This is a genomic window from Streptomyces sp. NPDC031445 (assembly GCF_055581365.1).
This window is the reverse complement of sequence record NZ_JBVIJO010000006.1, coordinates 401,835-427,231: the sequence shown is the minus strand read 5'-3', so window position 1 is coordinate 427,231 and position 25,397 is coordinate 401,835. Positions and strand designations below refer to the sequence as shown.

Genomic DNA, 25,397 nt, shown 5'->3' with positions numbered 1-25,397 from the left:
CACGGAAGCCGGCCACCGGACCCGGGCCGCGGGATTGCCACGGCCCGGGAACCGCGGGCCTACGGGACGCTCGGCGCGGGCTTCTTGAACATCCGGGTCGCAGTGATCTCGCTGTGCACCGCCTCTCCGGCCTGGGGCGGCTGGGGAAGACCGGGCCGCAGGTGTTCCTCCACGCTGATGTACTTCAGGCCCGCCCTGAGGTCGGCGTCGTTGCGCAGGCGGATGACCAGGGGGAACTCGGCGAGGGCGGTGGTGTCGAACAGACCGGTGGTGTAGAGCAGCTGGACGCCCAGCGCGTCGGACACCGCTCGCTGGAGTTCGAGCAGGTAGGTCGCGTTGGCCCGGCCGATCGGGTTGTCCAGGAAGAGCGTGCCGGCGTGCCGGTGCTTGTCCCGGCCCCGGTCGTTCGAGCGCAGCGCGGCCATCGTGCAGTACAGGGCGATGGCCGCCGTGAGCAGCTGTCCGCCGGAGAAGACGTCGCCCATCTGGCCGACGGGGACGCGCTCGGCGCGCAGCACGGCGTCGGGCTTGAGGATCTCGACGGCCACGCCCTTCGGCTGCAGGGCCGCCGCGACGCCGCGCAGCAGCAGGGACATGCCGTCACGGCGCAGGTCGGAGTTCTTCCTGACGGCCGCGCGGGTGGCCTCGTCGATGACCTCGCCGAGCCGTTCGGTGAGTGTGGCGTGGTCGGGCTCCTCGAAGCGGATGCGCAGGAACTCCTGGCCGGACCACTCGCCGAGCCCTTCCGGCAGCCGGGAGAGCCGCTGGGCGGAGCGCAGGGTGGCCAGCGCCGACTCCACGAGACCGCGCAGCCGGTCCACGATCGAGTCGCGGTTGCGTTCCAGCTGGGCCAGTTCGTCCGTCAGGACGCGCAGCCGGGGCGCGAAGGCGTCCGCCCACTTCTGGGCGTGCTCGGGCAGCGCGGAGGCGGGCAGTTCGCGGATCTGCTGCCGGGCGGGGGTGCGGACCTGCTCGTAGCGCGTGGAGTTGGCGTGCCGGACGAGGACGTCGCTCGCCTCGCGCACGGCCGCCTCGGCGGCGGACAGGTCGGCTGCGCAGCCCCGCAGCGAACGGCGGGCCTCGGCGGCGGAGTGCCGGGCCTCCTCCAGGGTGCCCGGGTAGGGCTCGGCGTCCTCCTGCTCCTCCTCGGGGGCGTGTTCGCGCAGCAGGTCGCGGAGCATCGCGGCGATCTCGTCGAAGCCGCCGGCCGCGTCCTCGGCGGCGCGGTGGGCGTCCAGCAGTTCCGCGTGCGCCTCGCGGGCCTCGGCCAGGGCCTCGGTGCGCGCGGCGAGTTCGGCCGTGGCGGTGCGCAGCAGCGCCTGGGCGTGCTCGGCGTCGCGCGGGACGAGTTCCTCGGGCAGCTCGGTGTGCGCCTCGCCGTCCTCGGGCGCGTGCCGCTCGGCCTCTCCGCGCAGCCGGCCGAGCTGCTCGCTCGCCGTCGACATCCGGGTCTCCAGGAGCTGTACCAGCTCCTCGGCGCGTGCGGCGGCGGCCTGCCGGGAGGGTCCGTCGGCGCCGTCGGGCGACTGGAGCAGCTGCTCGGCGCGGGTGCGGACCTTGTTGCTGAGCCGGTCCAGTTCGGCTCGGGCGGCGCTCTCGTCGCTCTCGGCGCGGGCCTGCTCGGCGCGCAGGTCGGCGCCGACGCCGACCTTCTCGTACACCTGGGAGGCGGCCCGGTAGGCCTCGCGGAGGGCGGGCAGGGACGCCTTCGGGGCGTCGTCGTCGGCGTCGGGTACGTCGTCGGGGGCGCCGGCGATCTCGGCGCGCTCGGCGCGCAGGGCGCGCGCGGTGCGGCGGGCGTCGTCGGCGGCGCGCTGGGCGGCGCGGCGGTCCTCGTCCGCGGCGCGGGCGCGGTCGAGGCAGGTCTGGGCGCGGGCCTCGGACTCGGCGGCCTCGTCGGCGAGTTCGCGCAGTCTGACCTGCCAGCCGGCGCGTTCGCGGAGCCGGAAGGCGAGGCCGGCGAGGGCGTCGGCGGCGCGCCGGGCCTTCTGCGCGGCCTCCTGCCGTTCGTCGCGGATCCGGGCGGCCTCGGCGGCGGACTCGTCGGCCTCCGCGCGTACCGTGCGTGCCTCGGCGAGTTCCGCTTCGGCCTCCTCGGCGAAGGCGCGGGCCTCCTCGGCGGCCCGGGCCAGCTCGGTGAGGCGCCCGGCGGGGCAGCCGGTGCGCCAGGAGGCGAGCCGCGCGGCCAGTTCGCGGTCCTTGCCGAGGCGGGCGGCGAGGGCGCGGATCTCCTCGTCGCGCGCGGTGGCCCGGGCGCGCAGTGCCTGGCGTTCCTCGTCGGCGGCATGCTCGTCGTGCATGGCCGGGTTCGGCGGCACGAGGAACACGTCGCCGGAGGTGGTGCCCTGGGCGGGGGGCGGGGCGAGCAGCGCGGCGGCGGTGCCGACGGCGACGGCGGAGCGGGGCAGCAGGGCGGCGTCGCCGAGGGCCTCGCGGGCACGCGCGTGCGTGTCCGGGTCGGTGATGATCACGCCGTCGACCAGTTCGGGGCGGGCGGCGAGCACGCGCGCGTGGTCGGCGGGGTCGACGGCCTGAGCCAGGTAGCGCCAGCCGGGCAGCGCCGGGATGCCGTGTTCGCCGAGGAACTCGACGGTGGCCAGCACGTCCGGGCCGGGCGGCAGCAGGCCGCCGTCGCCGAGGGCGCCGAGGATGCGGGCGTCGTCGGCGGCGGCCGTACGCAGGTCGAACAGGTGCCGTTCGGCGGTGGACACGGCGTCGTCGAGGAGTTCGCGCAACTCGTCGGCGAAGCGGTCGAGTTCCTCGGGGGTGAGGGTGCCGTGGCCGGCCTCGGCGGCCGGTGCGCGGGTGGTGCCGGCCTCCTCCGTCCGGGGCGCGGGCACCCGGGCCACGCTCGGCGCGCCCGGCAGGCTCAGCAGTTCCGCGAGCCGCTCCTCGGCGGCCAGCGACTCGGCGAGGCGCCGCTCGGCCTCGTGGGCGCGCTCGGCGGCGGTGGCCGCGTCCGCCGCGCGGGCCGCCGTCAGCTCCGCGCGGGATTCGGCGGAGGCCGCCTCGCGCGCGTGCTCGGTGGCCTTGCGGGCGACCTCGCGGGCCGCGTCCCAGGCGGCGACGGCGGTCTTCTCGGCGTCGCTGGCGGCGAGCGCGGCCCGCGCCGGATCGGCGTCCGGGGCGCTGTCGTCCAGCCAGCCCGCGCGAACGGCCTCGGCGGTCTCCTGCTCGACCTCGGCGAGCCGCTGGCGCAGGTGCCCGGTCTCGCTGCGGGCCCGTTGCGCCTCGGTGGCGGCGGCGGTGGAGTCCCGGTAGGCGGTGTCGCTGACCTCCTGGAGGGCCGCGGAGCGCTCCTCCTGCTCGTTGGCGAGGGCCTCGGCGCCGCCGGCGGCGGCGTGCAGGGCCCCTACGAGGTCCACGGCGGCCTTGGCGCGGGCGGCGAGCGCGGGGGCCGCGTCACGTTCGGCCTCCTGGATGGCGGCCGCCACGCGCGCGACGCGGTCGGCGGCGGCCCGGTGGCGCAGCACGGCCTCGGCGGCCTGCCAGGCGGCGTGCAGGGTGCGGGCGTCGGCCAGCTCGCGCTTCTGTGCGGCGGCGGACTTCTCGGCGGCGGCCAGCGCCAGGGAGGCGTGCCGGTAGGCGAGTTCCGCGGCGACGAGGGCGCTGCGTTCGCGGGCGCCCTCCGAGTGCGTGACGGCGTACGCGGCGGCCGTCACCCGCTGGGCGAGGTCGGCGGCCCGGATCCGCTCCCGCACGGCTCGCGCGGACAGCCGCCTGGCCAGTGTGCGGGTGCGGCGCTCGGCGCCCGCGTGGACGTCACGCGCGCGCGCACGCGTCTCGGCGGCTTCGACGATCCTGCCGAGCAGGTCGACCGAGCCGGCGGTGAAGTCGCGTTCGGCGATCAGCTCGGCGCGCCGCCCGAGTTTGTTGCCGAAGCCGCTGACGAGGTCGGCGAGGCCGTCGGTGTCCCGGGTATCGGTGACCGCGCGCAGCAGCAGGTCGGTGAAGTCGGAGTCCTTCTTGACCGCGAAGAGGCCGGCCGCCTCGCCCTCGTCGGCGTTCATCTCGCGCTGGTAGCGGAAGAGTTCGGGGTCGAGGCCGAGGTCGCCGAGGTGCTCGGTCCAGCGCTCGTGGATCTCCTCCCAGTGCACCTCCAGGTGCGGGTAGACCTTGCCGGCCTCCATGAGGGCGTCGCGGAAGCCCTTCATGGTGCGGCGGCGGCCGTGCGCGCCCGAGGTGCCCTCGGCGGGCGGCCGTACGGCGGTGGACTCGGCGACGGGCAGGTTGTCCAGGCTGAGGCCGGGGCCGGGCCGGAAGGAGTACCAGGCCTCGGCGAACTTGCGCGGGTCGTTGGAGACCTGCCGGCCGCGCCACTCGCTGACCTTCCCGACGACGACGCACTCGCCGGTCAGCACGTGCTGCCACTCCAGGGCCACGTGGCCGCAGTCGTCGGCGAGCAGGAACTTGCGCAGCACGCCGGAGCTGGCGCCGCCGAGGGTGTTGCGGTGGCCCGGCAGCATCACCGAGAAGATCAGCTTGAGCAGGACGGACTTGCCGCCGCCGTTCTCCAGGAACAGCACGCCCGCGGGCGCGGGCCGGCGCGGTGGACCGGACGGCTCCTCCTCGAAGAACTCCGCCTGCGCGGGCGCCGGGTCGGGCACGGGCTCGCCGACACCCCGCAGGTCCAGCACGGTGTCGGCGTAGCGCGCACCGGCGGGACCGATGGAGTAGAGGCGGACCCGGGACAGCTCGTACATGGCGGACTCTCGTAAGTCTGGTGAAAGGTGCGGTGGTTCGGGAGGTCTGGCGCTGCGGGAGCTTCAGCCCGTCAGGAGTGGAACGGCAGTCCGGCGTCGGCCACCAGGTCCAGGTCGTCGGTGTCCTGGGCGGGCAGCAGGGTGGCCGTGCCGTCGGTGACCGGAACGATGCCCAGCTCCACCAGCTCGGCCAGGGCGGCGCTGCCGGCCAGGTCGCGGACCTGGAGCTGGTAGCGGGCCGTGGTGCGGTAGGTGCCGCCGTTGTCGTCGCCGGTGCGCTGCAGGAAGCCCGAGTCGGTGAGGAAGGCCATGGCCTTCGCCACGATGCCGGTGGTGGAGGCGGCCGGCCGGCGGGCGTCCTTGGTGGCGCCCGTGGCGCTGCGTCTGGCCCAGATCCGCCAGGCCGCCTCCAGGCCGGGCGCGTCGGTCGCCGGGTCGGTGTTCTCGCCCTGCTCCTCGGCGCGCTCCTCCAGGCGGCGGCAGGCCTGCCGGACGAAGGCGTCGACGCCGTTGACGGTGACCCGGCCGATGTAGGAGTCGTCGGCCAGGTCCTCGGGACGCGGGAACGCCAGCGCCGCGACCGCGAGATGGGCGAGTCCGTGCAGGAAGCGGTCGCCGGAGTCGGCGGCGGTGCGACGCGCGTAGTCGCCCATGCGGACGGCGAACACCGAGTCCTCGGCGGCGGTCACGGCCATCCCCGCGCGCGGGGACACCTCCAGCACGACGAGCCCGAGACCGGCCGCGACGGCGTCGGCGAGCCGGGCGAACGCCGGGTCCTCGCGGTAGCGGCGCAGCAGTTCGGTGTACTCCTGGTCGCGGGCGGGCGCCAGTTTGGGCTGGAGGCCGAAGGCGACGAGCCGCGCCGCGTCGGCGGCGTCGGCGGGGGTGACTGCGGAGCCCGCCGGGGCGGCGGCAGGCTCGGATTCACTCCGGTCGACGTGCTCGGTCACGGGTTCGGCTCCTTGTCGTGCTCTTGTCCACTCATACCGCTCATGCCGCTTCCGTCCGGTCCGCGGCCATCCCGGCCGCGTCCAGCAGGGCGGTCCCCACGATCAGGTCCGCCCCGCCGAACTCGGGATCGTCCAGCTCGGTGCCGTCGTCCACGGCGAACAGCAGCTTCTCCTCGCCCTGCCGGTAGGCGGTGCCGACGGGCGGGCTGGCGGCGTGGACCGCCAGCAGCGCCACCAGGTAGGCGAGGTCGGGGTCCCCGGTCCGCCGGGCCTCGGCCAGCAGCCCGGACAGTCTCCTCGGGGCGTCCGCCGGCAGGTCCAGCAGGTCCCTGGCCGTAGCCAGCTGTTCCTCGCTGAAGCGGCTGTCGTCCGGCGTCGCGATCAGGTCGGGCTCGGGCATCTCCGCGCCCAGGTGCTCGCGCTCCACGGGCGGGGTCAGCAGTATGTCCACGAGATCCCCGACCCGGACGGACACCGGGGTGCGCAGTCCGGTGCCGCGCGCGAAGAAGGCGTCGGTGACCCGGCTCGCCTGCTCCAGCGGCAGCGGCAGGACGGGGGCGACGAGATGGCCGTAGAGGTCGATCCCGGACGCCGTCGCCGGTGTGGCGAAGGCCTGCCGGTCCTGTTCGGCGCGGAACAGCGGGCCCGCCTCCAGCAGGCGCGACTGGAGCTGGGTGTGGCGCCGGATGCAGTCCTTGACGATGTCGACGAGTTCGGCGGCGCGGCGCTTGTGCTCGGGGTCCTCGGTCTCGTCGCGGGCCTTGCGGATGTTGGTGAGGATCGCGTTCTCGTGGCGGTAGCGCTCGGCCACGTGGTCCAGGGCCTCGGCGATCATGTCGGGGACGGCTTTGAGCCAGTCGACCGCGCGGACGTTGCGCCGGGTGGCCTCCAGGGCCCGGCGCAGCGTCTCGGAGTACTGGACCGTGCGGTAGCGGGCCTGCTCGGCGGCGAGCTGGGCGTCGGCGAGCCGGCCGCGGCTGATCAGCACCTCGAGCTTGACCTCGGCGGCGATCTGGGCGCTGGTGACGTCGGTGTCGAGGGCGCCGACCAGGACGTTGACCGCCTCGTCCGTCGTCCGCAGGTAGACCGTGCCGCCGGGGCCGGGGACCTCCTCGATCAGCTTGAAGTCGTAGTCGCGGCGGACGTAGGTGCCGTCGGGCGCGAAGGTGCCGTAGACCGCGCGGAAGCCGCGGTCCACGCTGCCGACGTTGATCAGGTTCTCCAGCACCCAGCGGGCCACGCGCTCGTGTTCGGCGGCGGGCCGGCGCGGGGCCTGGGCGGCGATGCGCGGGACGAGCCGGGCCACGATCTGCTCGTGGTCGGCGCCGGTGTCGAAGTCCATGTTCAGGGTGACCAGGTCGATGGCGGCCAGCGCCACCTCGGCCATCCCGTACACCGAGTACTCGCCGGCCAGGTTGGCCTTGCGCGCGTCCAGGTCGTGCAGCGGCGCGGTGCAGGCGAGGGCGCGCAGCCGACGCGCCAGCCCCTCGTCGGCGGCCGGGCCCGGAGCCGGGCGCGGCCCCGCGCTGAGCTGGGGCGGAACACGGTCCGTCGATGCAGGCGAAGTCACGGTGCACAGACTAGGTCCTGGGTCTGACATCGGCCCAAACGAGCGGTTCCGCCGGTTCCCCGGCCTGGCCGCGGGTCGTCGCCGGCACGCGGTCCGCGGGGCCGTCCGGGCGGCTCGCGGGCCGCTGAGGGACATCCTCCTCGCCCGGCCGCCCGGCCCGTCGCGCGGTTCCCCGCCCCGCTACGGGGCGCCCTCCTCGCCCACCCTGCGCCGGTACACCTCGACGACCCGTTCCAGCGAGTCCGTGAGGTAGGTCTCCAGGAGCCGTTCGGCGCCGCGCCGGTCGCCGGCCTGGAGCGCCTGGAGGATCTGGGCGTTGCGGGTGAGGTACGGCTCGTGCAGCCGGCGCGGGTCGTCCACGACGTGGAAGGCCAGGCGCAGCTCGGCGAAGACGCTGCGCATCAGCTCGTCGGTGCGTTCGCTGCCGGCGAGGGCGACCAGTTCCCGGTGGAAGTGGATGTTGGCCGTGCCCAGCTCTTTCCAGTCATTCCCCGCGGCCGCCGCGCGCCCCTCCTCGACGGCCGCGACCAGCCCGTCCAGCCGGTACGGCGGTTCGCCCAGCCCGCGGACGACGGCGCACTCGACGAGGGAGCGCGTGCGGTAGATGTCCTCCACGTCCTCGACGGTCAGGACCCGGACGAACACGCCCCGGTTGAGTTCGTGGATCAGCAGGCGCTCGTGGGTGAGCAGCCGGAACGCCTCGCGCAGGGTGTTGCGGGAGACGCCGAGCGCCCCGCCGATGCCGTCCTCGGACAGCCGGGTGCCGGGCGGGAAGTAGCCCTCGGAGATGCGGCTTCTGAGGATGTCCGAAACGCGCTCCGCGGTGCTCGTGCGGCCCAGAAGGACCCGGTCGCCGGCCAGTCCCGTCAGCTCCTCTGCCATGCCCGGAATTCAATCGCAGACACCAGGACGAAACAACACGGGTATTGAAGGATCGTTGAACAATCCTCTACGGTGCTCCGCACGGCTCACTTCCCAGCACCCTCCGTCCCTCTCCTGCGAGGTGCCCATGAGCACGACCCCACCGCCACGGTCCGCGCCTCCCACCGGCCTCCGCCCGGACCCGGCCGAACACACCGCCGAGGACGGCGCGTTCGCCTGGCTGCGCGCCCTCGGCCCGCGCGGCCGGCGCGCGTTCGCCGGAGCTTTCGGCGGCTATGCCCTGGATTCGTACGACTACTTCACCCTGCCGCTGAGCATGGTGGCGCTCTCGGCCTACTTCGGCCTCAGCAGCGGCCAGACCGGCCTGTTCACCACCGTCACCCTGGTGGTCTCGGCGGCCGGCGGCGCCGCCGCCGGCGTGATCGCGGACCGGGTGGGCCGCGTCCGGGCCCTGATGATCACGGTGGTCACGTACGCCGTCTTCACCGTCGCCTGCGGCTTCGCGCCCACCTACGAGACCCTGCTGGTCTTCCGCGCCCTCCAGGGCCTCGGCTTCGGCGGCGAGTGGGCGGTCGGCGCCATCCTGGTCGCCGAGTACGCGAGCGCGCGCCACCGGGGCCGTACGCTCGGCGCGGTCCAGAGCTCCTGGGCGGTCGGCTGGGGGCTGGCGGCGGTCGTCTACACCCTGGTGTTCTCCTTCGCCGGCGACGACCTGGCCTGGCGGGTGATGTTCTGGACCGGCGCGCTGCCCGCACTGCTCGTGGTCTGGCTGCGCCGCTCGGTGCACGACGCCCCCGCGGCGACGGCGGCCCGTGAACAGGACCCGCGCCGGGGCTCGTTCGCCGCGATCTTCCGGCCGGCCCGCGGCGACGGCGCCCCCGGCCTGCTGCGCACCACGGTCTTCGCGAGCCTGCTCTCCACGGGCGTGCAGGGCGGCTACTACACGCTGGCGACCTGGGTGCCGACGTATCTGAAGTCCGACCGCGGTCTGTCGGTCGTCGGCACCGGCGGCTACCTGGCCTTCCTCATCTCCGGCGCCTTCCTCGGCTACCTGACCGGCGGCCACCTCACCGACCGGCTCGGCCGGCGGAACAACATCTGGCTGTTCGCGCTGCTGTCGGCGGTGTGCATCCTGGCGTACGCCAACATCCCGCACGGCGCCAACACCCTGCTGCTGGTGCTCGGTTTCCCGCTCGGCTTCTGCATGTCGGCCATCTTCAGCGGCTTCGGCTCCTACCTGAGCGAGCTGTACCCGACGGCGGTACGCGGCACCGGGCAGGGCTTCACGTACAACACGGGCCGCGCGGTGGGCGCGGTGTTCCCGACCCTGGTCGGCTTCCTGGCGGACAGCTGGGGCGTCGGCGGCGCGCTGGTCTTCGGCGCGATCGGCTACGGCCTCGCGGCGCTGGCGCTGCTCGGGCTGCCGGAGACGCGCGGGAAGGAGCTGGCATGACACGGGTGAACCGCACCGAGGACCGGCCCGTCACCACCGTCGACGCGCACGCGCACGCGTGGAGCCCGCGAACCGCGCGGGCCCGCTTCCGCGACGGTCTCACCGGGCCGACCGCCGGCGTCGCGGCGGGCCACACCCAGGCCAACCTGATCGCGGTGCCCGCCGACTGGGCCTACGACATGCTGCTGTTCTGCCAGCGCAACCCCAAGCCGTGCCCCGTGCTCGACGTCACGGACGCCGGTTCCCCGACGACCGTGCTCGCCGAGGGCGCCGACCTGCGCACCGATCTGCCGCGCTACCGGGTGTGGCAGGACGGCGAGCTGGTGGACGAACCCACGGACGCGCGCGCGTACTGGCGGGACGACCTGGTGTCGTTCCTGCTCGGGTGCAGCTTCACCTTCGAGTGGGCGCTGGCCCGCGCGGGCGTGCCGATCCGGCACGTCGAGCAGGGCCGGAACGTGCCGATGTACGTGACCAGCAGGGCCTGCCGGGAGGCGGGCCGGCTGCGCGGGCCGATGGTGGTCTCCATGCGGCCGGTGCCGCCCGAGCGTCTGGGCGCGGCGATCCGGGAGAGCAGCCTGCTGCCGGCCGTGCACGGCGGCCCGGTGCACTGCGGGGACCCCGCGGCCCTCGGCGTCGAGGACCTCGGCCGGCCCGACTTCGGCGACCCGGTGACCGTCGCCGACGGCGACATCCCGGTCTTCTGGGCCTGCGGGGTGACCCCGCAGGCGGCCGTGATGGCGTCCCGGCCGCCGTTCGCGATCACCCACGCGCCGGGCCAGATGTTCCTGACCGACGCACGGGACGAGCAGTACCGGCTGACGGGCGTCGACTGAGCCGCGGCCGTGCGTACCGCAACCCCGAAACCGCGCACGACAGAGCGCCACGAGAACCGGAGACGCGAGGACACCATGACCGCGATCGATCTGAACGCCGACCTGGGCGAGGGCTTCGGCCGCTGGCGGCTGACCGACGACGACCAGCTCCTGTCCGTCGTCACCAGCGCCAACGTGGCCTGCGGCTTCCACGCCGGGGACGCGGCCACCATGCGCCGGGTGTGCGAACGGGCGGCCGAGCGAGGGGTGACGATCGGCGCGCAGGTCTCCTACCGGGACCTGGCCGGTTTCGGGCGGCGCGCGATGGATGTGCCGCCCGCCGAGCTGGCGGCCGAAGTGGCCTACCAGATCGGTGCCCTGGAGGTGTTCGCACGGGCGGCGGGCGCGCGCGTGGCGTACGTCAAACCGCACGGCGCGCTGTACAACCGCGTCGTGCACGACGGGGAACAGGCCCGCGCGGTGATCGAGGGGGTGCGCCTCGCGGACGCCTCGCTGCCGGTGCTGGGGCTGCCCGGCTCGCGGTTCCTGGAGCTGGCGGGCGAGGCAGGTCTTCCGGCCGTCACGGAGGCCTTCGCGGACCGCGCGTACACCGACGAGGGCACGCTGGTGCCGCGCGGCCACGAGGGCGCCGTGGTGACCGACCCGGACACCGTCGTGGAGCGCTCGGTGAGCCTCGCGCGCTCCGGCGCGGTGATCGCGCACTCCGGCGCACGGATCCGGGTGCGCGCCCGGTCGCTGTGCCTGCACGGCGACACTCCGGGCGCGGTCGGCCTGGCCCGGCGGGTGCGGGAGCGGCTGGTGGCCGCGGGCGTGCGAGTGGAGGCGTTCGCGTGAGGGCGCTTCCCGTCGGCGACGACGCGCTGCTCGTCGAGGTCGCCTCCGGGCAGGAGGCGCAGGCCGTGCACGCGGAGCTGCTGCGGCGCCGCGCGGAGGGCTCGCTCACCGTGCGCGAGATCGTCCCGGCGGCCCGTACGGTCCTGCTCGACGGGCTGGCCGAGCCGGCCCGCTGGGCGGCGGAACTGACCGGCGCGCGGGTGCCGCGGGTGCCTGCCCGGGCGCGCGAGCTGGTCGAACTGCCCGTGCGGTACGACGGCCCCGACCTGGCGGCGGTCGCCGCGCACTGGCAGGTGCCGCGACACGAGGTGGCCCGCGTCCACGCCGGCACCGAGTTCACGGTGGCCTTCTGCGGCTTCGCCCCCGGCTTCGGCTACCTCACCGGGCTCCCGGAGCGCTACCACGTGCCGCGCCGCGCCACCCCGCGCACGGCGGTTCCGGCCGGCGCCGTGGCCCTGGCCGGCCCGTACACCGGCGTCTACCCGCGCTCCTCGCCCGGTGGCTGGCAACTGATCGGCACGACGGACGCGGTGCTGTGGGACCCGGCACGCGCCCCGGCGGCCCTGCTGGAGCCGGGCACGCGCGTGCGGTTCGTGCCGGTGGGGGACGCGTGAGCGGGCAGCACCGGGGCGTACCGGCAGGGGTGCGCACCGGGCAGGCGGCCGCACCGGTGGCGCTACGCAGGGCAGGAGCAGCCGCACCGGCAGTCGTACGCGCCGGGGAGGACCGTGTGGCCGGGCGGCGGACGGCAGCCCACGCGCGCGCGTGCCCGCCGCCTGCCCGACCCGTGGCCTGGGAGGCCCTATGACCGACCGTGCGCTGGTCGTCGTGCGCGCCGGGGCGCTCACCACCGTGCAGGACCGCGGACGGCCGGGCTACGCGCACCTCGGCGTGCCCCGCTCCGGAGCGCTCGACGCGCCCGCCGCCGCACTGGTGAACCGGCTCGTCGGCAATCCCCCGGACGCCGCCGTCCTGGAGACCACCCTCAACGGCTGCGCGCTGCGCCCGCGTTCGACGGTGACCGTCGCGGTCGGCGGTGCGCCCTGCCCGGTGACGGTGGGCGGCCGCCCGGCCGCGTGGGGCGTGCCGGTCGTGGTACCGGCGGGCGAACTGCTGGACGTGGGCACGGCCACGGCCGGCGTGCGCGGCTACGTCGCGGTCGGCGGCGGCGTCGCCGTGGAGCCGGTCCTCGGCAGCCGCGCCACCGACCTGCTGTCCGGCCTCGGTCCGGCACCGCTCACGGACGGTACGGTGCTGCCGCTGGGCGCCCCGGCCGGCCCTCCCGCGCGCGTGGACGGGGTGCCGCAGCCGGGTCCGCCGGCCGAGCTCGTGCTCCGGGTGACGCCCGGCCCGCGCGACGACTGGTTCACGGCACGGGCGGTGCGGGATCTCACCACGCGCGCGTACCGGGTCTCCGCGGCGAGCAACCGCATCGGCCTGCGCACCGAGGGGCCGGCGCTGGAGCGGGCCCGGACCGGTGAACTGCCCAGCGAGGGCATGGTCCTGGGCGCGGTCCAGGTCCCGCCGGACGGACGCCCGGTGGTCTTCCTCGCGGACCATCCGACCACCGGCGGCTACCCGGTGATCGCGGTCGTGCGCGCCGCCGACCTCCCGTCCGCCGCCCAGGCCCTCCCGGGCACCCCGGTCCGCTTCGTACCGGTGCGCCGCCGCTGAGCCCCTGCGGCCGGGACGGCGGTCCCCCGCTCCCCCGCTGCCCCGGCGGTCAGCGCCGCCGGTCTCAACCAGCCGCAACCGGCCCCGCGGAGGCGGCCGTCTCCACCACCGCCGTCTCCCCGAGGCCGACCACCTCCACCGCCCCGTCCCTCCCGTCGCCGCGCCACCGAGCCGCTGCCCGCTCGGCGGAGGCGTCCGGCAAGGCCGCCAGCGCCGCCGACACCGCCGCCGACGCGCGGAGGTCCAGGTGGACTCCGGTGCCCCGGGCGCGGTGGCGCAGTTCGCCGGCGGCCAGGAGCAGCAGCTGCGGCAGCAGGTCGTGGCAGCGCCGGAGCACCCAGGCGGTTCCCGCCGTGGCCAGCCACCACAGGCGCGCCGTGCGGGTCGGCGCGGGGAACTCCGGTTCGGGTGAGGGAGGCTGCCCGGTCGCGCGGCCCGCGTCGGCGAGCAGGGCGTGGCAGCGGACGGCGAACCGCCGGTGGCCGCGCTCCGCGGGGTGCAGCCGGTCCGCGCTCCACAGGCTCCGGTCGCTGGTCCAGCGGTCGTCGGCCGCGTGCAGGTGGAGGGCGCCGTACCGCTCGGACAGCGCGTGGACGACCGCGTTGACCGCCCGTTGCCGCCGGGCCAGCGGACGGGCCAGGGCGTCCGGGAGCCGGAGCACGGCGCCGGGGTCGGGCAGGCAGGCGGTGAGCAGGGTGGCGCCCTGACGGGTGAGGGAGCCGTAGACCTGGTCGAGGTGGGCGGCCACGGCGTGGACGTCGAAGGTGCGGCGCAGCGTGTCGTTGACGCCGACGACCACGGACGCCAGGTCGGGGCTCAGTTCCAGGGCGGCCGGCGTCTGCTTCTCCCGCACGTCCCGCGTCTGCGCCCCGCTGACCGCGAGATTGGTGAACAGCACCTCCTCGCCGTCCCCGGCGAGGGACGCGGCCAGCAGCGCCGCCCAGCCCCGCCATCCGGCGCCGACCGGGTCACCCACGCCCTCGGTCAGCGAGTCCCCGAGCGCGACGAAACGCAAGGAGCCACCGCGCCCCGTCGCGGCACCGGCTTCCGGGCCACGCCCGCCCACGCGCGCGGGGCCGCCGCGCCGCGGCGCGGCGTCGGCGCTCATGCCACACCCTCCGGTACGGCGGGCCGGGCGTCGGCGGGACGCAGCACCTCCGTGTCGTGGGCCGCCAGGAAGGCCTCCACGGCCGTCGCCCAGCCGAAGCACTCCGCACGCGCGCGTGCCGCCTCGCGCCGCTCGGGCTCGGCGCGCTCCAGCAGCAGTTCCACGGCGTCCGCGAACGCCTCCCCGCCGCCCACCGCGGTGGCGCCCGCCGAGCCGATGACCTCGGGCAGCGCGGAGGACGCGCTCGCCACCACGGGTGTGCCGCAGGCCAGGGCCTCCAGCGCGGCCAGTCCGAAGGTCTCGGCGGGCCCGGGCGCGAGGCACACGTCGGCGGACGCCTGGAGCGCGCCGAGGGACGTACGGTCGGAGACGTGCCCGAGGAAGGTCACCGGGAGCCGGCGGTCCCGTGCGCGCTGCTCAAGGCGGGCCCGCAGCGGCCCGTCCCCGGCGACCACGAGCACCGCCCGCCGTCCGCGCCGCAGCAGCGCCTCCAGGGCGTCCAGGGCCGTGCCGGGGCGCTTCTCGACGGAGAGCCGGGACGCCATCACGAGCAGCGCCTCGTCCCCGCGCGCGTGGCGGTCACGCAGCCCGGGGTCCCGCAGCGCGGGGTGCCGTTCCATCAGGTCGACCCCCAGGGGGGCGCGTACGACGTTGCGCGCGCCGATGCGCACGAACTCGCGCTCGGCGAACTCGGTGGTGCACACCACCCGCGAGTAGACGTGCGCGGTCCGGGTGTTGAGGGAGTCGGCGGCGCGGCGCGCCAGGTGCTCGGGCAGGCCCCAGGTGCGCAGCACGCCGTCGGCGGTCTCGTGGGAGACCATCACGGCGGGCACGCGCGCGCGGCGGGCCCAGCGTCCGGTCCAGCGCAGGGTGGTGCGGTCCGAGACCTCCAGGCGGTCCGGGGCCAGTTCCTCCAGGAGGGCGGCCACGCGCCGCTTGTCGGTGAGGACGCGGTAGCCGCCGGTGCCGGGCAGCAGCGGGCCGGGCAGGGTGATGACCCGGCCCTGTTCGGTGTCGCGGTCGGTGTGGCGTTCGCCGGGCACGACCAGGACCGGTTCGTGGCCCGCGGCCCGGAAGCCCTTGCCGAGTTCCCGCAGGGCGGTGCGCAGCCCGCCGGAGGCGGGGGCGACGAAGTTGGCGAGGCGGACGATGCGCAGGGACTGCCCGGTCATGCCGCCACCGCCGTCTTCCGGTCCGCGAGGACGTCGTCGTAGTGGGCGATCAGCTGGTCGCCGACGGCGGCCCAGGTGCGGCCCTCGACCGTCGCGCGGGCGCTGGCGCCGTACGCGGCGCGCCGCGCGGGGTCGGCGGCCAGGGCGCGGACCGCCTCCTGTACGGCGGCGGCGTCGCGCGGCGGGACCAGCAGGCCGGTGCGGCCGTGGTCGACCAGGTCGAGCGGGCCGCCGGCGGCCGGCGCGACGACCGGGACTCCGCTGGCCATGGCCTCCTGGACGGTCTGGCAGAACGTCTCGAAGGGGCCGGTGTGCGCGAACAGGTCGAGTGAGGCGAAGATCCGGGCCAGTTCGTCGCCGGTGCGACGGCCGAGGAAGACGGCGCCGGGCAGGGCCTCGGTCAGATGGGCCTGGCTGGGTCCGTCGCCGACGACCACGACCCGCACCCCGGCCAGCCCGCAGACCCCGGAGAGGAGTTCGACGTGCTTCTCCGGGGCGAGCCGGCCGACGTAGCCGACGATCAGTTCGCCGTTCGGGGCGAGGCTGCGGCGCAGCGCCTCGTCCCGGTGCTGTGGCCGGAAACGTACGGTGTCCACCCCGCGCGGCCAGAGCCGTACCCGGGGGACGCCGTGCTCCTCCAGGTCGGACCGGGCCGCGCTGGAGGGGGCCAGGGTGCGGTCGGCGGCGCCGTGCACGGAGCGGATGCGCCGCCAGGCCGCGGCCTCCCCGGCGCCCATGTAGGTGCGGGCGTAGCCGGCCAGGTCGGTCTGGTAGACGGCGACGGCCGGGACGCCGAGCCGGGCGGCTGCGGCCATGCCGCGGACACCGAGGACGAAGGGGCTGGCCAGGTGGATCACGTCGGGGCGGTGCGCGACGAGGGCGGCGGCGAGACGCCGGCTGGGGAGGGCGACGCGGACTTGGGGGTAACCGGGGAGCGGGAGGGAGGGGATCCGGACGACCGGGCACGGGGCGTCCGTGTCCGGGCCGCTGCCGGGCGCGGGAGCGGGGGCGACGACGAGGGGGAGGTGACCGCGGTCCACGAGGTGCCGGGCGGTCTGGAGCGCGCAGTGGGCCACGCCGTTCACATCGGGGGGAAAGGATTCGGTCACGATGACGACACGCATACGGGTGTTGTCGCCGCGCTGGACGTGCCCGCGTCAACTTCGATCTTTCGGCGCGGGGAACGTCCCATGAGCGTTGGGCTGCGCACCCGAGCGGGTCAGGCGGCCGTCATGGCCGCCTGACCCGCGGGTCACCGGGTGTTCACCCGACGGGCGCCCGTCCGCCGAGCGGAGGTGGGGCCGGGTGCCGGCGGACTCGCCCGGCGGAGGCTCCCTCCGGGTCCGGGACGGCTCAGCCGAGAGCCGCGTCCGGTCCGAAGCGGCTGCGTACCGCGGTCTGCACCTCGTCCTCCTCCGCCGGATCGGCGGCCAGGCGGCGCAGGCGCTCCACGACCCGGGCGTCGCCGGTCTCGGCGTGCCGGGCGGCCAGTTCGCGGGTGGTCTCCTCGCAGTCCCACAGGCATTCGACGGCGAAGCCGGTGGCGAAGGAGGGATCGGTGGCGGCCAGCGCGCGGGCGGCGCGGCCGCGGAGATGGGAGGAGGCCGTCTCGCGGTAGACATGGCGCAGGACGGGGGCGGCGCAGACGATGCCGAGGCGTCCGGCGCCGTCGACGAGCGTCCACAGGGTGGGCGCGTCGGGTCCCTCGCCGCGCACGGCCTCGCGGAGGGCGCCGAGGACCAGGTCGCGGTCCCGTGTGCCGCCGCGGCAGGCGAGCATGCGTGAGGCGGCGGCGCCGAGCGCGTCGGGACGCTGGGCCCAGCCGCGCGCGCGGTCGACGGCGGCGACGCTGCGCATGCGTTCGAAGGCGTCGACTGCGGCCTCCACGACGGGTGCCGTCCCGTCGACGACGGCCGCCTCGATCAGGTCCAGCGCGTCACGGTCGTTGCTGTCGGCGAGGTAGCGCAGTGCGGTGCAGCGGGCCCCGTCGGTGCCGGTACGGGCGGCCTGGAGGATCTCGTGCCGGTCCTCCGGGCCGGCCACGGCGACCAGGCAGCGGGCGGCGGGCACGTGCAGGGCGGCACCGCGCTCCATGCCCTGCTGGGCCCACTCGAAGACGGCGCGGACGCTCCAGTCGGGGCGGGGGCCGGCGGGCCGCATCTGCCGCTGCCAGCGGTCGAAGCAGCCGGCCTCCTGGGCGGCACGCACCCGGGTGGCGATCGACGCGCGCGGATCCTCGGCCCACAGCCGCCAGGGCCGTGGCTCGAAGGCGTCGCGTACGGCGGCGGCCAGCTCGGCCTCGCCCTCGGGATCGGTGGGGAAGCGGGCCAGGACGGGGGCGGCGAGGGCGCGCAGGCCCGCGTCGTCGTCCCTGAGGGCCAGCTCGTCCAGGGCCCATGCCCAGTTGGAGCCGTGCGCGGCGTACCTGCGCAGCAGCTCCAGGGCGTCCCGCCTGCCGTAGGAGGCGAGGTGGCCGAGGACGGCCAGGGCCAGGCCGGTGCGGGACTCGTCGGCGTCGACGACGTCCTCGGGGTCGAAGAGGTGCGCCTCCACGGCGTCCAGCTCGCCGTTCAGGTCGAGGTAGAGCCGGGCGTAGTACAGGGAGCGGTTCTCCACCTGCCAGTCGTGGCGGGGGTCGCGCAGCACACAGTGGTTCAGGGCCGCGAGCGCCTCGGCTCGCGGGGCCGTGAGCGCGTGCAGCGTGCCGTCGCCACGGCCGCGCTGGAGCAGGCCGAGCAGCGTACCGCTGGGCGCTATGACCGGATCGAACATGGGAAACAGCCTCACATCAAGCGTCGACGCAACCGGGAAACGCGCATTACCTGGCCGCGTGACACAACGTCGGAGCGCCCGCCGTCTCTTGCTTGCTGTAGACCATCTCTCTCTGCCTCTCGTCGGTGGCCCATGCGGACCGCATCACGGCCCGCGCGGTGCGGCAACACCTGCCCGGCCATCGCGTCCGTGAATCACGACGTCATGATGACCCGCGGTGTGTGCTGCCGCGACCGTATTTCCGGCGGCCCTGTACCGCCTCCCCCGTTTTCCGTGTCGTACCTGGTCAGTGCGTCAACGTCAGTGGACGCCGAACAGTTCCAGGAGCTCCTTCTTGCCGAACATCCGGGCCGTGTCGACGGCCGACGGCGTGCCTGCGGAAGGATCGGCTCCGCCCTCCAGGAGGGCCTTGATGACGTCCGTCTCACCCTTGAAGACGGCACCCGCGAGCGGGGTCTGGCCCCGGTCGTTGACCTGGTCCGCCGCCGCGCCGCGGGCGAGCAGCGCGCGCACCGCGCCGGCGTGGCCGTGGTAGGCGGCGAGCATCACGAGGGAGTCGCCGCGGTCGTTGGTGAGGTTGGCCGGAACGCCCGCGTCGACGTACGCCACGAGCGCCTCGGTCTGCCCCCGCCGGGCCAGATCGAAGATCTTGGTCGCCAGCTCCACGACCTCGGGGTCGGGAACGTCACTCATCGGCCGGACCGCCTCTCCATGCTGATTCGGGGACTGCTTCGTACGGGTGAATCGCCAGCGTACTGGCTCGCGCGGCACATGACCCGATCTGCCCGAGGTAAAGATCAACGGCAGCGCCCGCCGGCGGCGCCACGCCGGCAACACACCTGGTCAGTCGCGGTTTGACACACTCGCCCGAGTGAGCGAATTCCACCGCTTTTCACCCAGTTGCACCTTTAATCGTATGGATACATCCTGTGATCCTGGAAGAACTCATGGTGACTGTCCCCCACCATCGACACCAGGAGGCCCCAAATGATCCTCTCGCTCTCAGGCGTGCTGCTGCTCGGCGTCGTCGTCTTCCTGTTCTTCCGCAAGGACGGACTGAAGGGCTCGCACGCCACGGTGTCGGCCCTCTTCGGCTTCTACCTGTCGACCACGGGCATCGCCCCGAGCATCAAAGCCGGAGGAGAGAGCCTGGCCAGCCTCCTGGGCGGCATCAAGTTCTGACCCCTCCCGTCCCGCCCGCACGCACGCACCCTCAGGAGACAGCAGTGGCCCGGCGCCCCCTCCCCCGCATCCTGAGCAAGGACAGCGCCCAGATCGCCCGGACGCAGCTCGCCCGGAGCAGGGAGCTGGCCCGGACGGCGGCCGACAGCGCCACCGACGTCCTCCAGCCGCTGATCACCGTGACGCGCGGGCTGCGCCTGCTGGCCGCGGCCGGCCGGCGCAGGTGGGCGGACACGCCCAAGGACAAGCGCGGGCCACTGCTGTTCTTCGCGGCTTCCATGGTCCTGGTCGTGGCCCTGATGCCGTACGGGCCGCTGTTCGCCGTCATCGCCGTGATGGCGGCAGCGGCCTGGCACGGCCGCGACCGCACCCCGCCGGCGCCCGAGGGGCCCGACGAGTCCCAGACCCAACGGCTCCAGGCGCTGTACGAGGCCCTGGTGCCGTACTTCTCCAGCTCCGAGGACCCGGCACCGCTGTACGCGCACGGCGGAGAGTGGGAGAAGGCCTACGCGGCGCACGAGTTCGACGACGCCGGGCGCATCGGCCACCTCGTGATCCGCTACCCCGCCTACTTCCCGGACGGCGAGCCGGCGGCCCGCGCGCGGATCGAGCAGTTGCTCACCGCGAAGGCCGGGCGGAGCCGGGAGTACCACTTCGCGTGGGAGGAGGAGGCCAACCAGCTCACCGTCACCGCCCTCCCCCCGCTGCCCGCCGACATCCCCGCCCAGCGCTTCGTCACCGCACCCGGCGAGACCGTCCTCGGCTTCACCGACCCCAGCGAGGTCCAGCGCACGCTCCCCCTCTCCTACGGGGAGGAACGGGTCGACGTGCCGCCGGTCGTCTGGCGCACCGGCATCCGCTCCACCGAGCCGCACCTGCTGGCCATGGGCCACCCCGGCAGCGGCACCTCCACCCTGTTGCGCTCCGTCGCCATCCAGGCCCTCCAGTACGGCGATGTGCTGATCGTCGACGGCGGCGGCACCGGCGAGTACGCCTGCCTGACCGGACGCAGCGGCGTCCTGGCCGTGGAGTGCGCGCTGTCCGGGGCGCTGGCCAGCCTGGAGTGGGCCGCGCGGGAGACCGAGCGGCGGCTCATCACGATCAACCTGGCCCGGCAGGCGGGCGACCCGCCGCCCCCGGACACGCGGCGTCCGCTGTGGATCCTGCTGGACCGCCCGAGCGTCTTCGCGCACCTCGCGCCGGGGGACGGCCGCAAGGACCCGCACATGCTGCTCCAGGCGCCGTTGCGGCACGGCCGCGCGGCGAACGTCACCGTGGTCGTGGCCGAGCAGTTCGACAGCGCGGAGGCGCTGACCGACGCGGTACGGCAGCACACGCGCGCGCGTGTCGTGCTCGGGTCCGCGGCGCCGGAGCAGGTGGAGGCGGTGCTGGGCGCGCCGCCGCCCACGACGTCGACGACGCAGGTGCCACCCGGGCGCGGGTACGCACGGCTGGGGTCCGGACCGGTGCACCGGCTCCAGGTGCCGCGGACGCCGGACCCGTACGACGACGCCACGAGCGACGCCGACCGGCAGGCGGTACTGGAGCTGCTGCCTCCGCGGACCACCGCCGTGGAGGAGGAGCCGACGGCACTCTCGAAGCCGGCGGACGTCTCGGAACCCTCGGTGAAGAAGGCACCGGTCCCCGCGGAGGCCCTGGCGGCGGAGCCTTCGTAGGCCCCTGACCCAGTGCCCCGAACCGCCGGTCCCCCCGTTCCCCCGGCCTACGCCACGAACGTCTTCGGCGCCTCGCCCGCCCCCGTCGCCCCCGACTCCACCAGCCGGGCAGCGGCGGCGAGCCGTACCGCCGCCTCGTCCGCCACCGCTCCGCCGACGGTGAACGGAAGCCGGACGTACCCCTCGAACGCGCCGTCGACGCCGAAGCGAGGACCGGACGGGACACGCACGCCCGTCCGTTCGCCCGCCTCCGCAAGGCGGGAACCGGAGAGTCCGCCCGCGCGCACCCACAGGGTCAGGCCGCCCCGCGGCACCTCGAACTCCCAGTCGGGCAGTTCCCGGCGCAGCGCGGCCACCAGGGCGTCCCGGTTCTCCCGGGCCTGCGCCCGGCGCAGCTCGACCGCCCGCTCCCAGCCCCCGGTGCTGAAGAGCCAGTTCACGGCCAGCTGCTCCAGCACCGGTGTGCCGAGGTCGGCGTAGGCCCGCGCGGCGACCAGGCTGCGGATGACGTCCGGAGCCGCCCGCACCCAGCCGATCCGCATCCCCGCCCAGAACGCCTTGCTGGCCGAGCCGACCGTGATCACCGTGGAGCCGGCCGGGTCGAAGCCGCACACCGGTCGGGGCATGCCGCCGTCCCGGACGTCCTCGTCGAGCCACAGCTCGCTCATCGTCTCGTCGGCGACGAGCACCGTGCCGGCCGAGCGGGCCGCGTCCACCAGCCGGCGCCGCTGGTCCTCGTCGGCGAGGGCTCCGGTGGGGTTGTGGAAGTCGGCGACCACGTAGGCGATCCGCGGCGCGGCCTCGCGCAGCACCTGGCGCCAGCGGTCCACGTCCCAGCCGGACAGGCCCTCGGCCATCGCGACGGGCACGAGCCGGGCGCCCGCCTCGCGCATCAGCTGGAGGATGTTGGCGTAGGACGGGGACTCCACGGCGATCCGCTCGCCCCGTCCCCCGAAGAGGTGGCAGATGGCGTCGATGGCGCCCATGGCGCCGGTCGTGACCATGATCTGCTCCGGCATGGTGGGGATACCGCGCGCGGTGTACCGCTCGGCGATCATCGAGCGCAGCGCGGGCAGCCCGGCCGGGTAGTCGCCGTGGGTGTGTGCGTACGGCGGGAGTTCCTCCAGGGCGCCCTGCACGGCCCGGGTGAGCCACGGCTCGGGCGCCGGGAGCGAGGCGCAGCCGAGGTCGATCACCGAACCGAGGGCCTCGGGCGGCAGGGGTTCCAGGCCACGGGCGGGGATGGGGTTGCCGGCCGGTACGGCGGTCCAGCTGCCGGCGCCGCGCCGGGACTCCAGGAAGCCCTCGCCGCGCAGCGCCTCGTAGGCCGCCGCGACAGTGGTGCGGCTGACGGAGAGGGCCAGGGCCAGTTCGCGTTCGGCGGGCAGGCGCGCGGCCACCGGGACCCGTCCCTCCAGCACGAGCAGCCGGACGCCGTCGGCGAGGGCGCGATAAGCGGGGGGACGGCGGGTGCCGGGACCGGCCGGGCGGTCCTGCTGGGAGTTGAGGAGCCGGGCGAGCTGCGCGGCCCCGACAGCCGAGGTCCACTGCGCCATGAAGATCAGTCCACCTTCCCCGGATTGGCCATGGATGACGATTCGTCCCAAGCCACAGAGTGTCATGCATCAGGCCACTGCCACCACCCAGGGGGGTAATTCCATGTCCACTCCCAGCCCATCCGCTCCCGCCCGCCACCTCGGACGGCGGCTGGTCCAGCTGTACGCGGGGCTCGCGCTCTACGGTGCGAGCTCGGCGCTGCTCGTGGCGGCGGGGCTGGGCCTGGAGCCGTGGAACGTGCTGCACCAGGGGCTCGCGGAGCTGACCGGGCTGAGCATCGGGGTGGTGTCGATCATCGTGGGCGCGGCGGTGCTGCTCCTGTGGATCCCCCTGCGCCAGCGCCCCGGCCTCGGCACGGTCTCCAACGTCTTCGTGGTCGGCCTCGTCATGGACGGCACGCTCGCCCTGCTTCCGGCGGCGCATTCCCTGACCGCCCGCGTCCCGCTGCTGCTCGCGGGGATCGTGCTGAACGGAGCGGCGACCGGCCTCTACATCGCGGCGCGCTTCGGGCCGGGCCCGCGCGACGGGCTGATGACGGGGCTGCACCGGCGCACCGGCCGGTCGATCCGGCTGATGCGGACGGCGGTGGAGGTCGCGGTGGTGGTCACTGGATTCCTCCTGGGCGGCACCATCGGGGTGGGCACCGTGCTCTACGCGGTGTCCATCGGACCGCTGGCGCAGGCCTTCCTGCGGGTGTTCGCCGTCGCGCCGGCACCGGCGGGCAGCACGGTCGTCGCCGCGGCGACACCCCGGCGCGCGATACTGCGACCGTGAGCCTCACGACACCGCGCCCGCGCCACCCGTTCCTGGACCACCCGGGGCCGATCGCCTTCGCCCACCGGGGCGGGGCCGCCGACGGCCTGGAGAACACCGTGGCCCAGTTCCGGCGCGCGGTGGAACTGGGCTACCGGTACATCGAGACGGACGTGCACGCCACGGCGGACGGGCTGCTGGTCGCCTTCCACGACACGACCCTGGACCGGGTCACCGACGGCGCGGGCCGGATCGCCGACCTGCCGTGGGCGGAGATACGGAACGCGCGCGTGGGCGGCCGCGAACCGGTGCCGCTGTTCGAGGAGCTGTTGGAGACCTTCCCGGGGGTGCGCTGGAACGTCGACGTCAAGGCGGAGCCCGCGCTGCGGCCCCTGCTGGAGGTGATCGAGCGCACGGACGCCTGGGACCGGGTCTGTGTGGGCTCCTTCTCCGAGGCGCGCGTGCTGCGGGCCCAGCGGCTGGCGGGACCACGGCTGGCCACCTCGTTCGGCACGCGCGGGGTGCTGAGCCTGCGGCTGCGTTCGTGGGGGCTGCCGGCCGCCGTGCGCCGGTCGGCCGTGGCCGCGCAGGTGCCGGAGGCCCGGTCGGGCGTGCCCGTCGTCGACCACCGCTTCGTCCGCGCCGCCCACGCCGCCGGGCTCCAGGTGCACGTGTGGACGATCAACGAACAGGACCGGATGCACCGGCTCCTGGACCTGGGGGTCGACGGCATCATGACCGATCGCATCGACACCTTGCGCAAGGTCATGCAGGACCGGGGCGTCTGGGTCTGACCGCCCGGCCGGCGATCTTCTCGACGGTGGCCTTCTCCGTCCTCGGCTTCGACCTGCTCGCGCGGGTCCCGGTCGGGCGTGCGACCGCCGAGGCGGGGCACCCGGTTCCGGAGAAGATCCAGCGCCGATTTAGCACTCGGCGTGAAAGGGCGGTAGTGTACGCGTTTGGCCTGCCAGGCGTACCGTTACTGCGCGTCAAAGATGCCGAAACGCTGGGTGACATCTGCTAGCAGATGTGACAAACCGGGCGCCTGTGGGTAGAACAAGGGGCGGCTACGACGGCGACGCATGACCCGGTACGGGACTCGGAACGGGAATCTTTACCGCCGACCGGACGTTGACCGGATGACGACGACAGCGACACCTGTCCTGTGGGCGACAAGCCCGGGAGGCACGATTCATGAGTGAGCGAGCTCTTCGCGGTACGCGCCTCGTGGTGACCAGCTACGAGACGGACCGCGGTATCGACCTGGCCCCGCGCCAGGCCGTGGAGTACGCATGCGAGAAGGGGCACCGCTTCGAGATGCCCTTCTCGGTCGAGGCGGAGATCCCGCCGGAGTGGGAGTGCAAGGTCTGTGGTGCCCAGGCACTCCTCGTGGACGGCGACGGCCCTGAGGAGAAGAAGGCCAAGCCCGCGCGTACCCATTGGGACATGCTGATGGAGCGACGCACCCGTGAGGAACTCGAAGAGGTCCTCGAGGAGCGTCTGGCGGTCCTGCGGTCGGGGGCGATGAACATCGCGGTCCACCCCAGGGACAGCCGCAAGAGCGCGTAACGCGCACACAGCACAACGACCGCGGGCGCCGTACGTGAAGAGACGTACGGCGCCCGCGGTCGTTGCGCGTGCTCGTGGTGCCGGGCGCTCAGCGCGTGAGCGGGGGCCTGTGCTCCCCCGGCTCGGGCCGGTCCTCCCTGATGACCTCGCCCTGCACCACCTTGCCGTCGGGCCGGTGGATGCGGACCTGCTGGAACGCGTCGCCCAGGCCGCCCGGGGCGACCTTGCGCAGACTCCGTTCCACGGCGTTCTCCGCCAAGCGGCTCACCGCCTTCTGGACCGGCCGGAGCAGCAGGAGCAGGCCCGCCGCGTCCGAGACCAGGCCGGGGATCATCAGCAGCAGGCCGCCGAGCATCATCAGGCCGTTGCCGCCGCCGCGCGCCGGTGAGCCGCCCCGCTGCAGCGCCTCGTTCAGGCTCTGGAAGGCGCGACGGCCGGCCCGCTTGATGACCACGGACCCCGCCACGAGACCCGCGACCAGCAGCAGGAACACCGTGAGGCCGCCCGCGGCGCCCGCGACCAGGGTCAGCACCCAGATCTCCAGCACCAGCCACAGGGCGAGGCCCAGCGGCAGGTACCTGCGCAGCCGGGAGCGCCGGCGGCGGGCGGTGTACGCGGAGGTCGGAGCGCCAGTCGTCATGGTCCCAGTGTGCCTGGGCGCGCCTCAGCGCGGGATAAGGGGGTGATCAGCCCGGGCCCGGCCCGG

Annotated in this window: 21 protein-coding genes; 10 read left to right on the top strand and 11 right to left on the bottom strand. The window is 75.0% G+C overall.

What is annotated here, in order from left to right; genetic code table 11:
• Nucleotides 1–59 precede the first annotated feature (59 nt).
• The 4 genes from ACZ5DC_RS19295 to ACZ5DC_RS19280 all read right to left on the bottom strand — a co-directional run bounded on the left by ACZ5DC_RS19295 (nucleotide 60) and on the right by ACZ5DC_RS19280 (nucleotide 8,105).
• Nucleotides 60–4,703 carry a hypothetical protein gene (locus tag ACZ5DC_RS19295; RefSeq protein ID WP_468654148.1) on the bottom strand — a complete coding sequence of 1,548 codons (4,644 nt, stop codon included), beginning with the start codon at nucleotides 4,701–4,703 and terminating at the stop codon, nucleotides 60–62.
• Between the two features lie 71 nt (nucleotides 4,704–4,774).
• Nucleotides 4,775–5,653, bottom strand: coding sequence for a hypothetical protein (locus ACZ5DC_RS19290; protein WP_468654146.1), 879 nt, complete (start codon nucleotides 5,651–5,653; stop codon nucleotides 4,775–4,777).
• Between the two features lie 40 nt (nucleotides 5,654–5,693).
• A complete protein-coding gene (locus ACZ5DC_RS19285; protein ID WP_468654144.1) occupies nucleotides 5,694–7,223 on the bottom strand; it encodes a hypothetical protein in 1,530 nt (509 codons plus the stop codon).
• Nucleotides 7,224–7,403: 180 nt separating this feature from the next.
• A complete protein-coding gene (locus ACZ5DC_RS19280; protein ID WP_468654142.1) occupies nucleotides 7,404–8,105 on the bottom strand; it encodes a GntR family transcriptional regulator in 702 nt (233 codons plus the stop codon).
• A gap of 127 nt (nucleotides 8,106–8,232) precedes the next feature.
• Here ACZ5DC_RS19280 and ACZ5DC_RS19275 point away from each other — a divergent pair, with 127 nt between their 5' ends.
• The 5 genes from ACZ5DC_RS19275 (at nucleotide 8,233) to ACZ5DC_RS19255 (ending at nucleotide 12,902) form a co-directional block, all read left to right on the top strand.
• On the top strand, nucleotides 8,233–9,558 hold the full coding sequence (locus ACZ5DC_RS19275; RefSeq protein ID WP_468654140.1) for an MFS transporter: 1,326 nt from the start codon (nucleotides 8,233–8,235) through the stop codon (nucleotides 9,556–9,558).
• Nucleotides 9,555–10,394, top strand: a complete 840-nt coding sequence (locus tag ACZ5DC_RS19270) for a putative hydro-lyase (RefSeq protein WP_468654138.1) — start codon at nucleotides 9,555–9,557, stop codon at nucleotides 10,392–10,394. The genes ACZ5DC_RS19275 and ACZ5DC_RS19270 overlap by 4 nt, the downstream gene beginning before the upstream one ends.
• A 75-nt stretch (nucleotides 10,395–10,469) precedes the next feature.
• Complete coding sequence (locus tag ACZ5DC_RS19265) at nucleotides 10,470–11,228, top strand: LamB/YcsF family protein (protein ID WP_468654136.1); 759 nt, start codon at nucleotides 10,470–10,472, stop codon at nucleotides 11,226–11,228.
• On the top strand, nucleotides 11,225–11,842 hold the full coding sequence (gene pxpB, locus ACZ5DC_RS19260) for a 5-oxoprolinase subunit PxpB (RefSeq protein WP_468654134.1): 618 nt from the start codon (nucleotides 11,225–11,227) through the stop codon (nucleotides 11,840–11,842). The genes ACZ5DC_RS19265 and pxpB overlap by 4 nt, the downstream gene beginning before the upstream one ends.
• 190 nt (nucleotides 11,843–12,032) lie before the next feature.
• Nucleotides 12,033–12,902: a 5-oxoprolinase subunit C family protein gene (locus ACZ5DC_RS19255; protein ID WP_468654132.1), complete on the top strand. Its 870-nt coding sequence runs from the start codon at nucleotides 12,033–12,035 to the stop codon at nucleotides 12,900–12,902.
• Between the two features lie 64 nt (nucleotides 12,903–12,966).
• Here ACZ5DC_RS19255 and ACZ5DC_RS19250 read toward each other — a convergent pair whose 3' ends face one another.
• The 5 genes from ACZ5DC_RS19250 to ACZ5DC_RS19230 form a co-directional block, all read right to left on the bottom strand.
• A complete protein-coding gene (locus ACZ5DC_RS19250) occupies nucleotides 12,967–14,010 on the bottom strand; it encodes an SGNH/GDSL hydrolase family protein (RefSeq protein ID WP_468654130.1) in 1,044 nt (347 codons plus the stop codon).
• Complete coding sequence (locus ACZ5DC_RS19245) at nucleotides 14,007–15,182, bottom strand: glycosyltransferase (RefSeq protein WP_468654128.1); 1,176 nt, start codon at nucleotides 15,180–15,182, stop codon at nucleotides 14,007–14,009. The genes ACZ5DC_RS19250 and ACZ5DC_RS19245 overlap by 4 nt, the downstream gene beginning before the upstream one ends.
• Nucleotides 15,179–16,306 carry a glycosyltransferase family 4 protein gene (locus ACZ5DC_RS19240; RefSeq protein WP_468654126.1) on the bottom strand — a complete coding sequence of 376 codons (1,128 nt, stop codon included), beginning with the start codon at nucleotides 16,304–16,306 and terminating at the stop codon, nucleotides 15,179–15,181. Before ACZ5DC_RS19240 ends, ACZ5DC_RS19245 begins: the two co-directional genes overlap by 4 nt.
• 229 nt (nucleotides 16,307–16,535) lie before the next feature.
• Complete coding sequence (locus ACZ5DC_RS19235) at nucleotides 16,536–17,954, bottom strand: HEAT repeat domain-containing protein (protein ID WP_468654124.1); 1,419 nt, start codon at nucleotides 17,952–17,954, stop codon at nucleotides 16,536–16,538.
• 300 nt (nucleotides 17,955–18,254) lie between these two features.
• Nucleotides 18,255–18,647: an ankyrin repeat domain-containing protein gene (locus ACZ5DC_RS19230; protein ID WP_366754559.1), complete on the bottom strand. Its 393-nt coding sequence runs from the start codon at nucleotides 18,645–18,647 to the stop codon at nucleotides 18,255–18,257.
• Nucleotides 18,648–18,941: 294 nt separating this feature from the next.
• On the opposite strand from ACZ5DC_RS19230, the gene ACZ5DC_RS19225 reads away from it, so the two are divergent.
• Together ACZ5DC_RS19225 and ACZ5DC_RS19220 are read left to right on the top strand one after the other, a co-directional pair.
• Entirely contained in the window at nucleotides 18,942–19,136 is a 195-nt protein-coding gene (locus ACZ5DC_RS19225; protein ID WP_014671463.1) for a hypothetical protein, read from the top strand.
• Nucleotides 19,137–19,180: 44 nt separating this feature from the next.
• Nucleotides 19,181–20,812, top strand: coding sequence for a hypothetical protein (locus ACZ5DC_RS19220; RefSeq protein ID WP_468654121.1), 1,632 nt, complete (start codon nucleotides 19,181–19,183; stop codon nucleotides 20,810–20,812).
• Nucleotides 20,813–20,859: 47 nt separating this feature from the next.
• Here ACZ5DC_RS19220 and ACZ5DC_RS19215 read toward each other — a convergent pair whose 3' ends face one another.
• On the bottom strand, nucleotides 20,860–22,368 hold the full coding sequence (locus tag ACZ5DC_RS19215) for an SCO1417 family PLP biosynthesis transcription factor (RefSeq protein ID WP_468654119.1): 1,509 nt from the start codon (nucleotides 22,366–22,368) through the stop codon (nucleotides 20,860–20,862).
• A gap of 103 nt (nucleotides 22,369–22,471) precedes the next feature.
• Between ACZ5DC_RS19215 and yczE the strand changes: the two genes are divergently transcribed.
• The 3 genes from yczE to ACZ5DC_RS19200 all read left to right on the top strand — a co-directional run bounded on the left by yczE (nucleotide 22,472) and on the right by ACZ5DC_RS19200 (nucleotide 24,691).
• Nucleotides 22,472–23,143 (top strand): membrane protein YczE, encoded by a 672-nt coding sequence (yczE, locus tag ACZ5DC_RS19210; protein ID WP_468654117.1) that lies wholly within the window; start codon nucleotides 22,472–22,474, stop codon nucleotides 23,141–23,143.
• Nucleotides 23,140–23,916, top strand: coding sequence for a glycerophosphodiester phosphodiesterase (locus tag ACZ5DC_RS19205; protein WP_468654115.1), 777 nt, complete (start codon nucleotides 23,140–23,142; stop codon nucleotides 23,914–23,916). The genes yczE and ACZ5DC_RS19205 overlap by 4 nt, the downstream gene beginning before the upstream one ends.
• Before the next feature lie 400 nt (nucleotides 23,917–24,316).
• Nucleotides 24,317–24,691: an RNA polymerase-binding protein RbpA gene (locus ACZ5DC_RS19200; protein ID WP_003977404.1), complete on the top strand. Its 375-nt coding sequence runs from the start codon at nucleotides 24,317–24,319 to the stop codon at nucleotides 24,689–24,691.
• An 88-nt stretch (nucleotides 24,692–24,779) separates the two neighbouring features.
• Here the strand turns inward: ACZ5DC_RS19200 and fxsA are convergent, their stop codons facing one another.
• A complete protein-coding gene (fxsA, locus tag ACZ5DC_RS19195; protein WP_468654113.1) occupies nucleotides 24,780–25,331 on the bottom strand; it encodes an FxsA family membrane protein in 552 nt (183 codons plus the stop codon).
• Nucleotides 25,332–25,397 lie beyond the last annotated feature (66 nt).

Excerpts from the sequence above, each read along its gene's own strand:
- ACZ5DC_RS19275 (WP_468654140.1), top strand. The coding sequence starts at position 8,233 with ATGAGCACGACCCCACCGCCACGGTCCGCGCCTCCCACCGGCCTCCGC.
- ACZ5DC_RS19200 (WP_003977404.1), top strand. The coding sequence starts at position 24,317 with ATGAGTGAGCGAGCTCTTCGCGGTACGCGCCTCGTGGTGACCAGCTAC.
- ACZ5DC_RS19245 (WP_468654128.1), bottom strand. The coding sequence starts at position 15,182 with ATGACCGGGCAGTCCCTGCGCATCGTCCGCCTCGCCAACTTCGTCGCC.
- ACZ5DC_RS19215 (WP_468654119.1), bottom strand. The coding sequence starts at position 22,368 with ATGGCGCAGTGGACCTCGGCTGTCGGGGCCGCGCAGCTCGCCCGGCTC.
- ACZ5DC_RS19280 (WP_468654142.1), bottom strand. The coding sequence starts at position 8,105 with ATGGCAGAGGAGCTGACGGGACTGGCCGGCGACCGGGTCCTTCTGGGC.
- ACZ5DC_RS19240 (WP_468654126.1), bottom strand. The coding sequence starts at position 16,306 with ATGCGTGTCGTCATCGTGACCGAATCCTTTCCCCCCGATGTGAACGGC.
- ACZ5DC_RS19235 (WP_468654124.1), bottom strand. The coding sequence starts at position 17,954 with ATGTTCGATCCGGTCATAGCGCCCAGCGGTACGCTGCTCGGCCTGCTC.
- ACZ5DC_RS19270 (WP_468654138.1), top strand. The coding sequence starts at position 9,555 with ATGACACGGGTGAACCGCACCGAGGACCGGCCCGTCACCACCGTCGAC.
- ACZ5DC_RS19230 (WP_366754559.1), bottom strand. The coding sequence starts at position 18,647 with ATGAGTGACGTTCCCGACCCCGAGGTCGTGGAGCTGGCGACCAAGATC.
- ACZ5DC_RS19225 (WP_014671463.1), top strand. The coding sequence starts at position 18,942 with ATGATCCTCTCGCTCTCAGGCGTGCTGCTGCTCGGCGTCGTCGTCTTC.
- yczE (WP_468654117.1), top strand. The coding sequence starts at position 22,472 with ATGTCCACTCCCAGCCCATCCGCTCCCGCCCGCCACCTCGGACGGCGG.
- ACZ5DC_RS19265 (WP_468654136.1), top strand. The coding sequence starts at position 10,470 with ATGACCGCGATCGATCTGAACGCCGACCTGGGCGAGGGCTTCGGCCGC.
- ACZ5DC_RS19255 (WP_468654132.1), top strand. The coding sequence starts at position 12,033 with ATGACCGACCGTGCGCTGGTCGTCGTGCGCGCCGGGGCGCTCACCACC.
- ACZ5DC_RS19295 (WP_468654148.1), bottom strand. The coding sequence starts at position 4,703 with ATGTACGAGCTGTCCCGGGTCCGCCTCTACTCCATCGGTCCCGCCGGT.
- ACZ5DC_RS19250 (WP_468654130.1), bottom strand. The coding sequence starts at position 14,010 with ATGAGCGCCGACGCCGCGCCGCGGCGCGGCGGCCCCGCGCGCGTGGGC.
- fxsA (WP_468654113.1), bottom strand. The coding sequence starts at position 25,331 with ATGACGACTGGCGCTCCGACCTCCGCGTACACCGCCCGCCGCCGGCGC.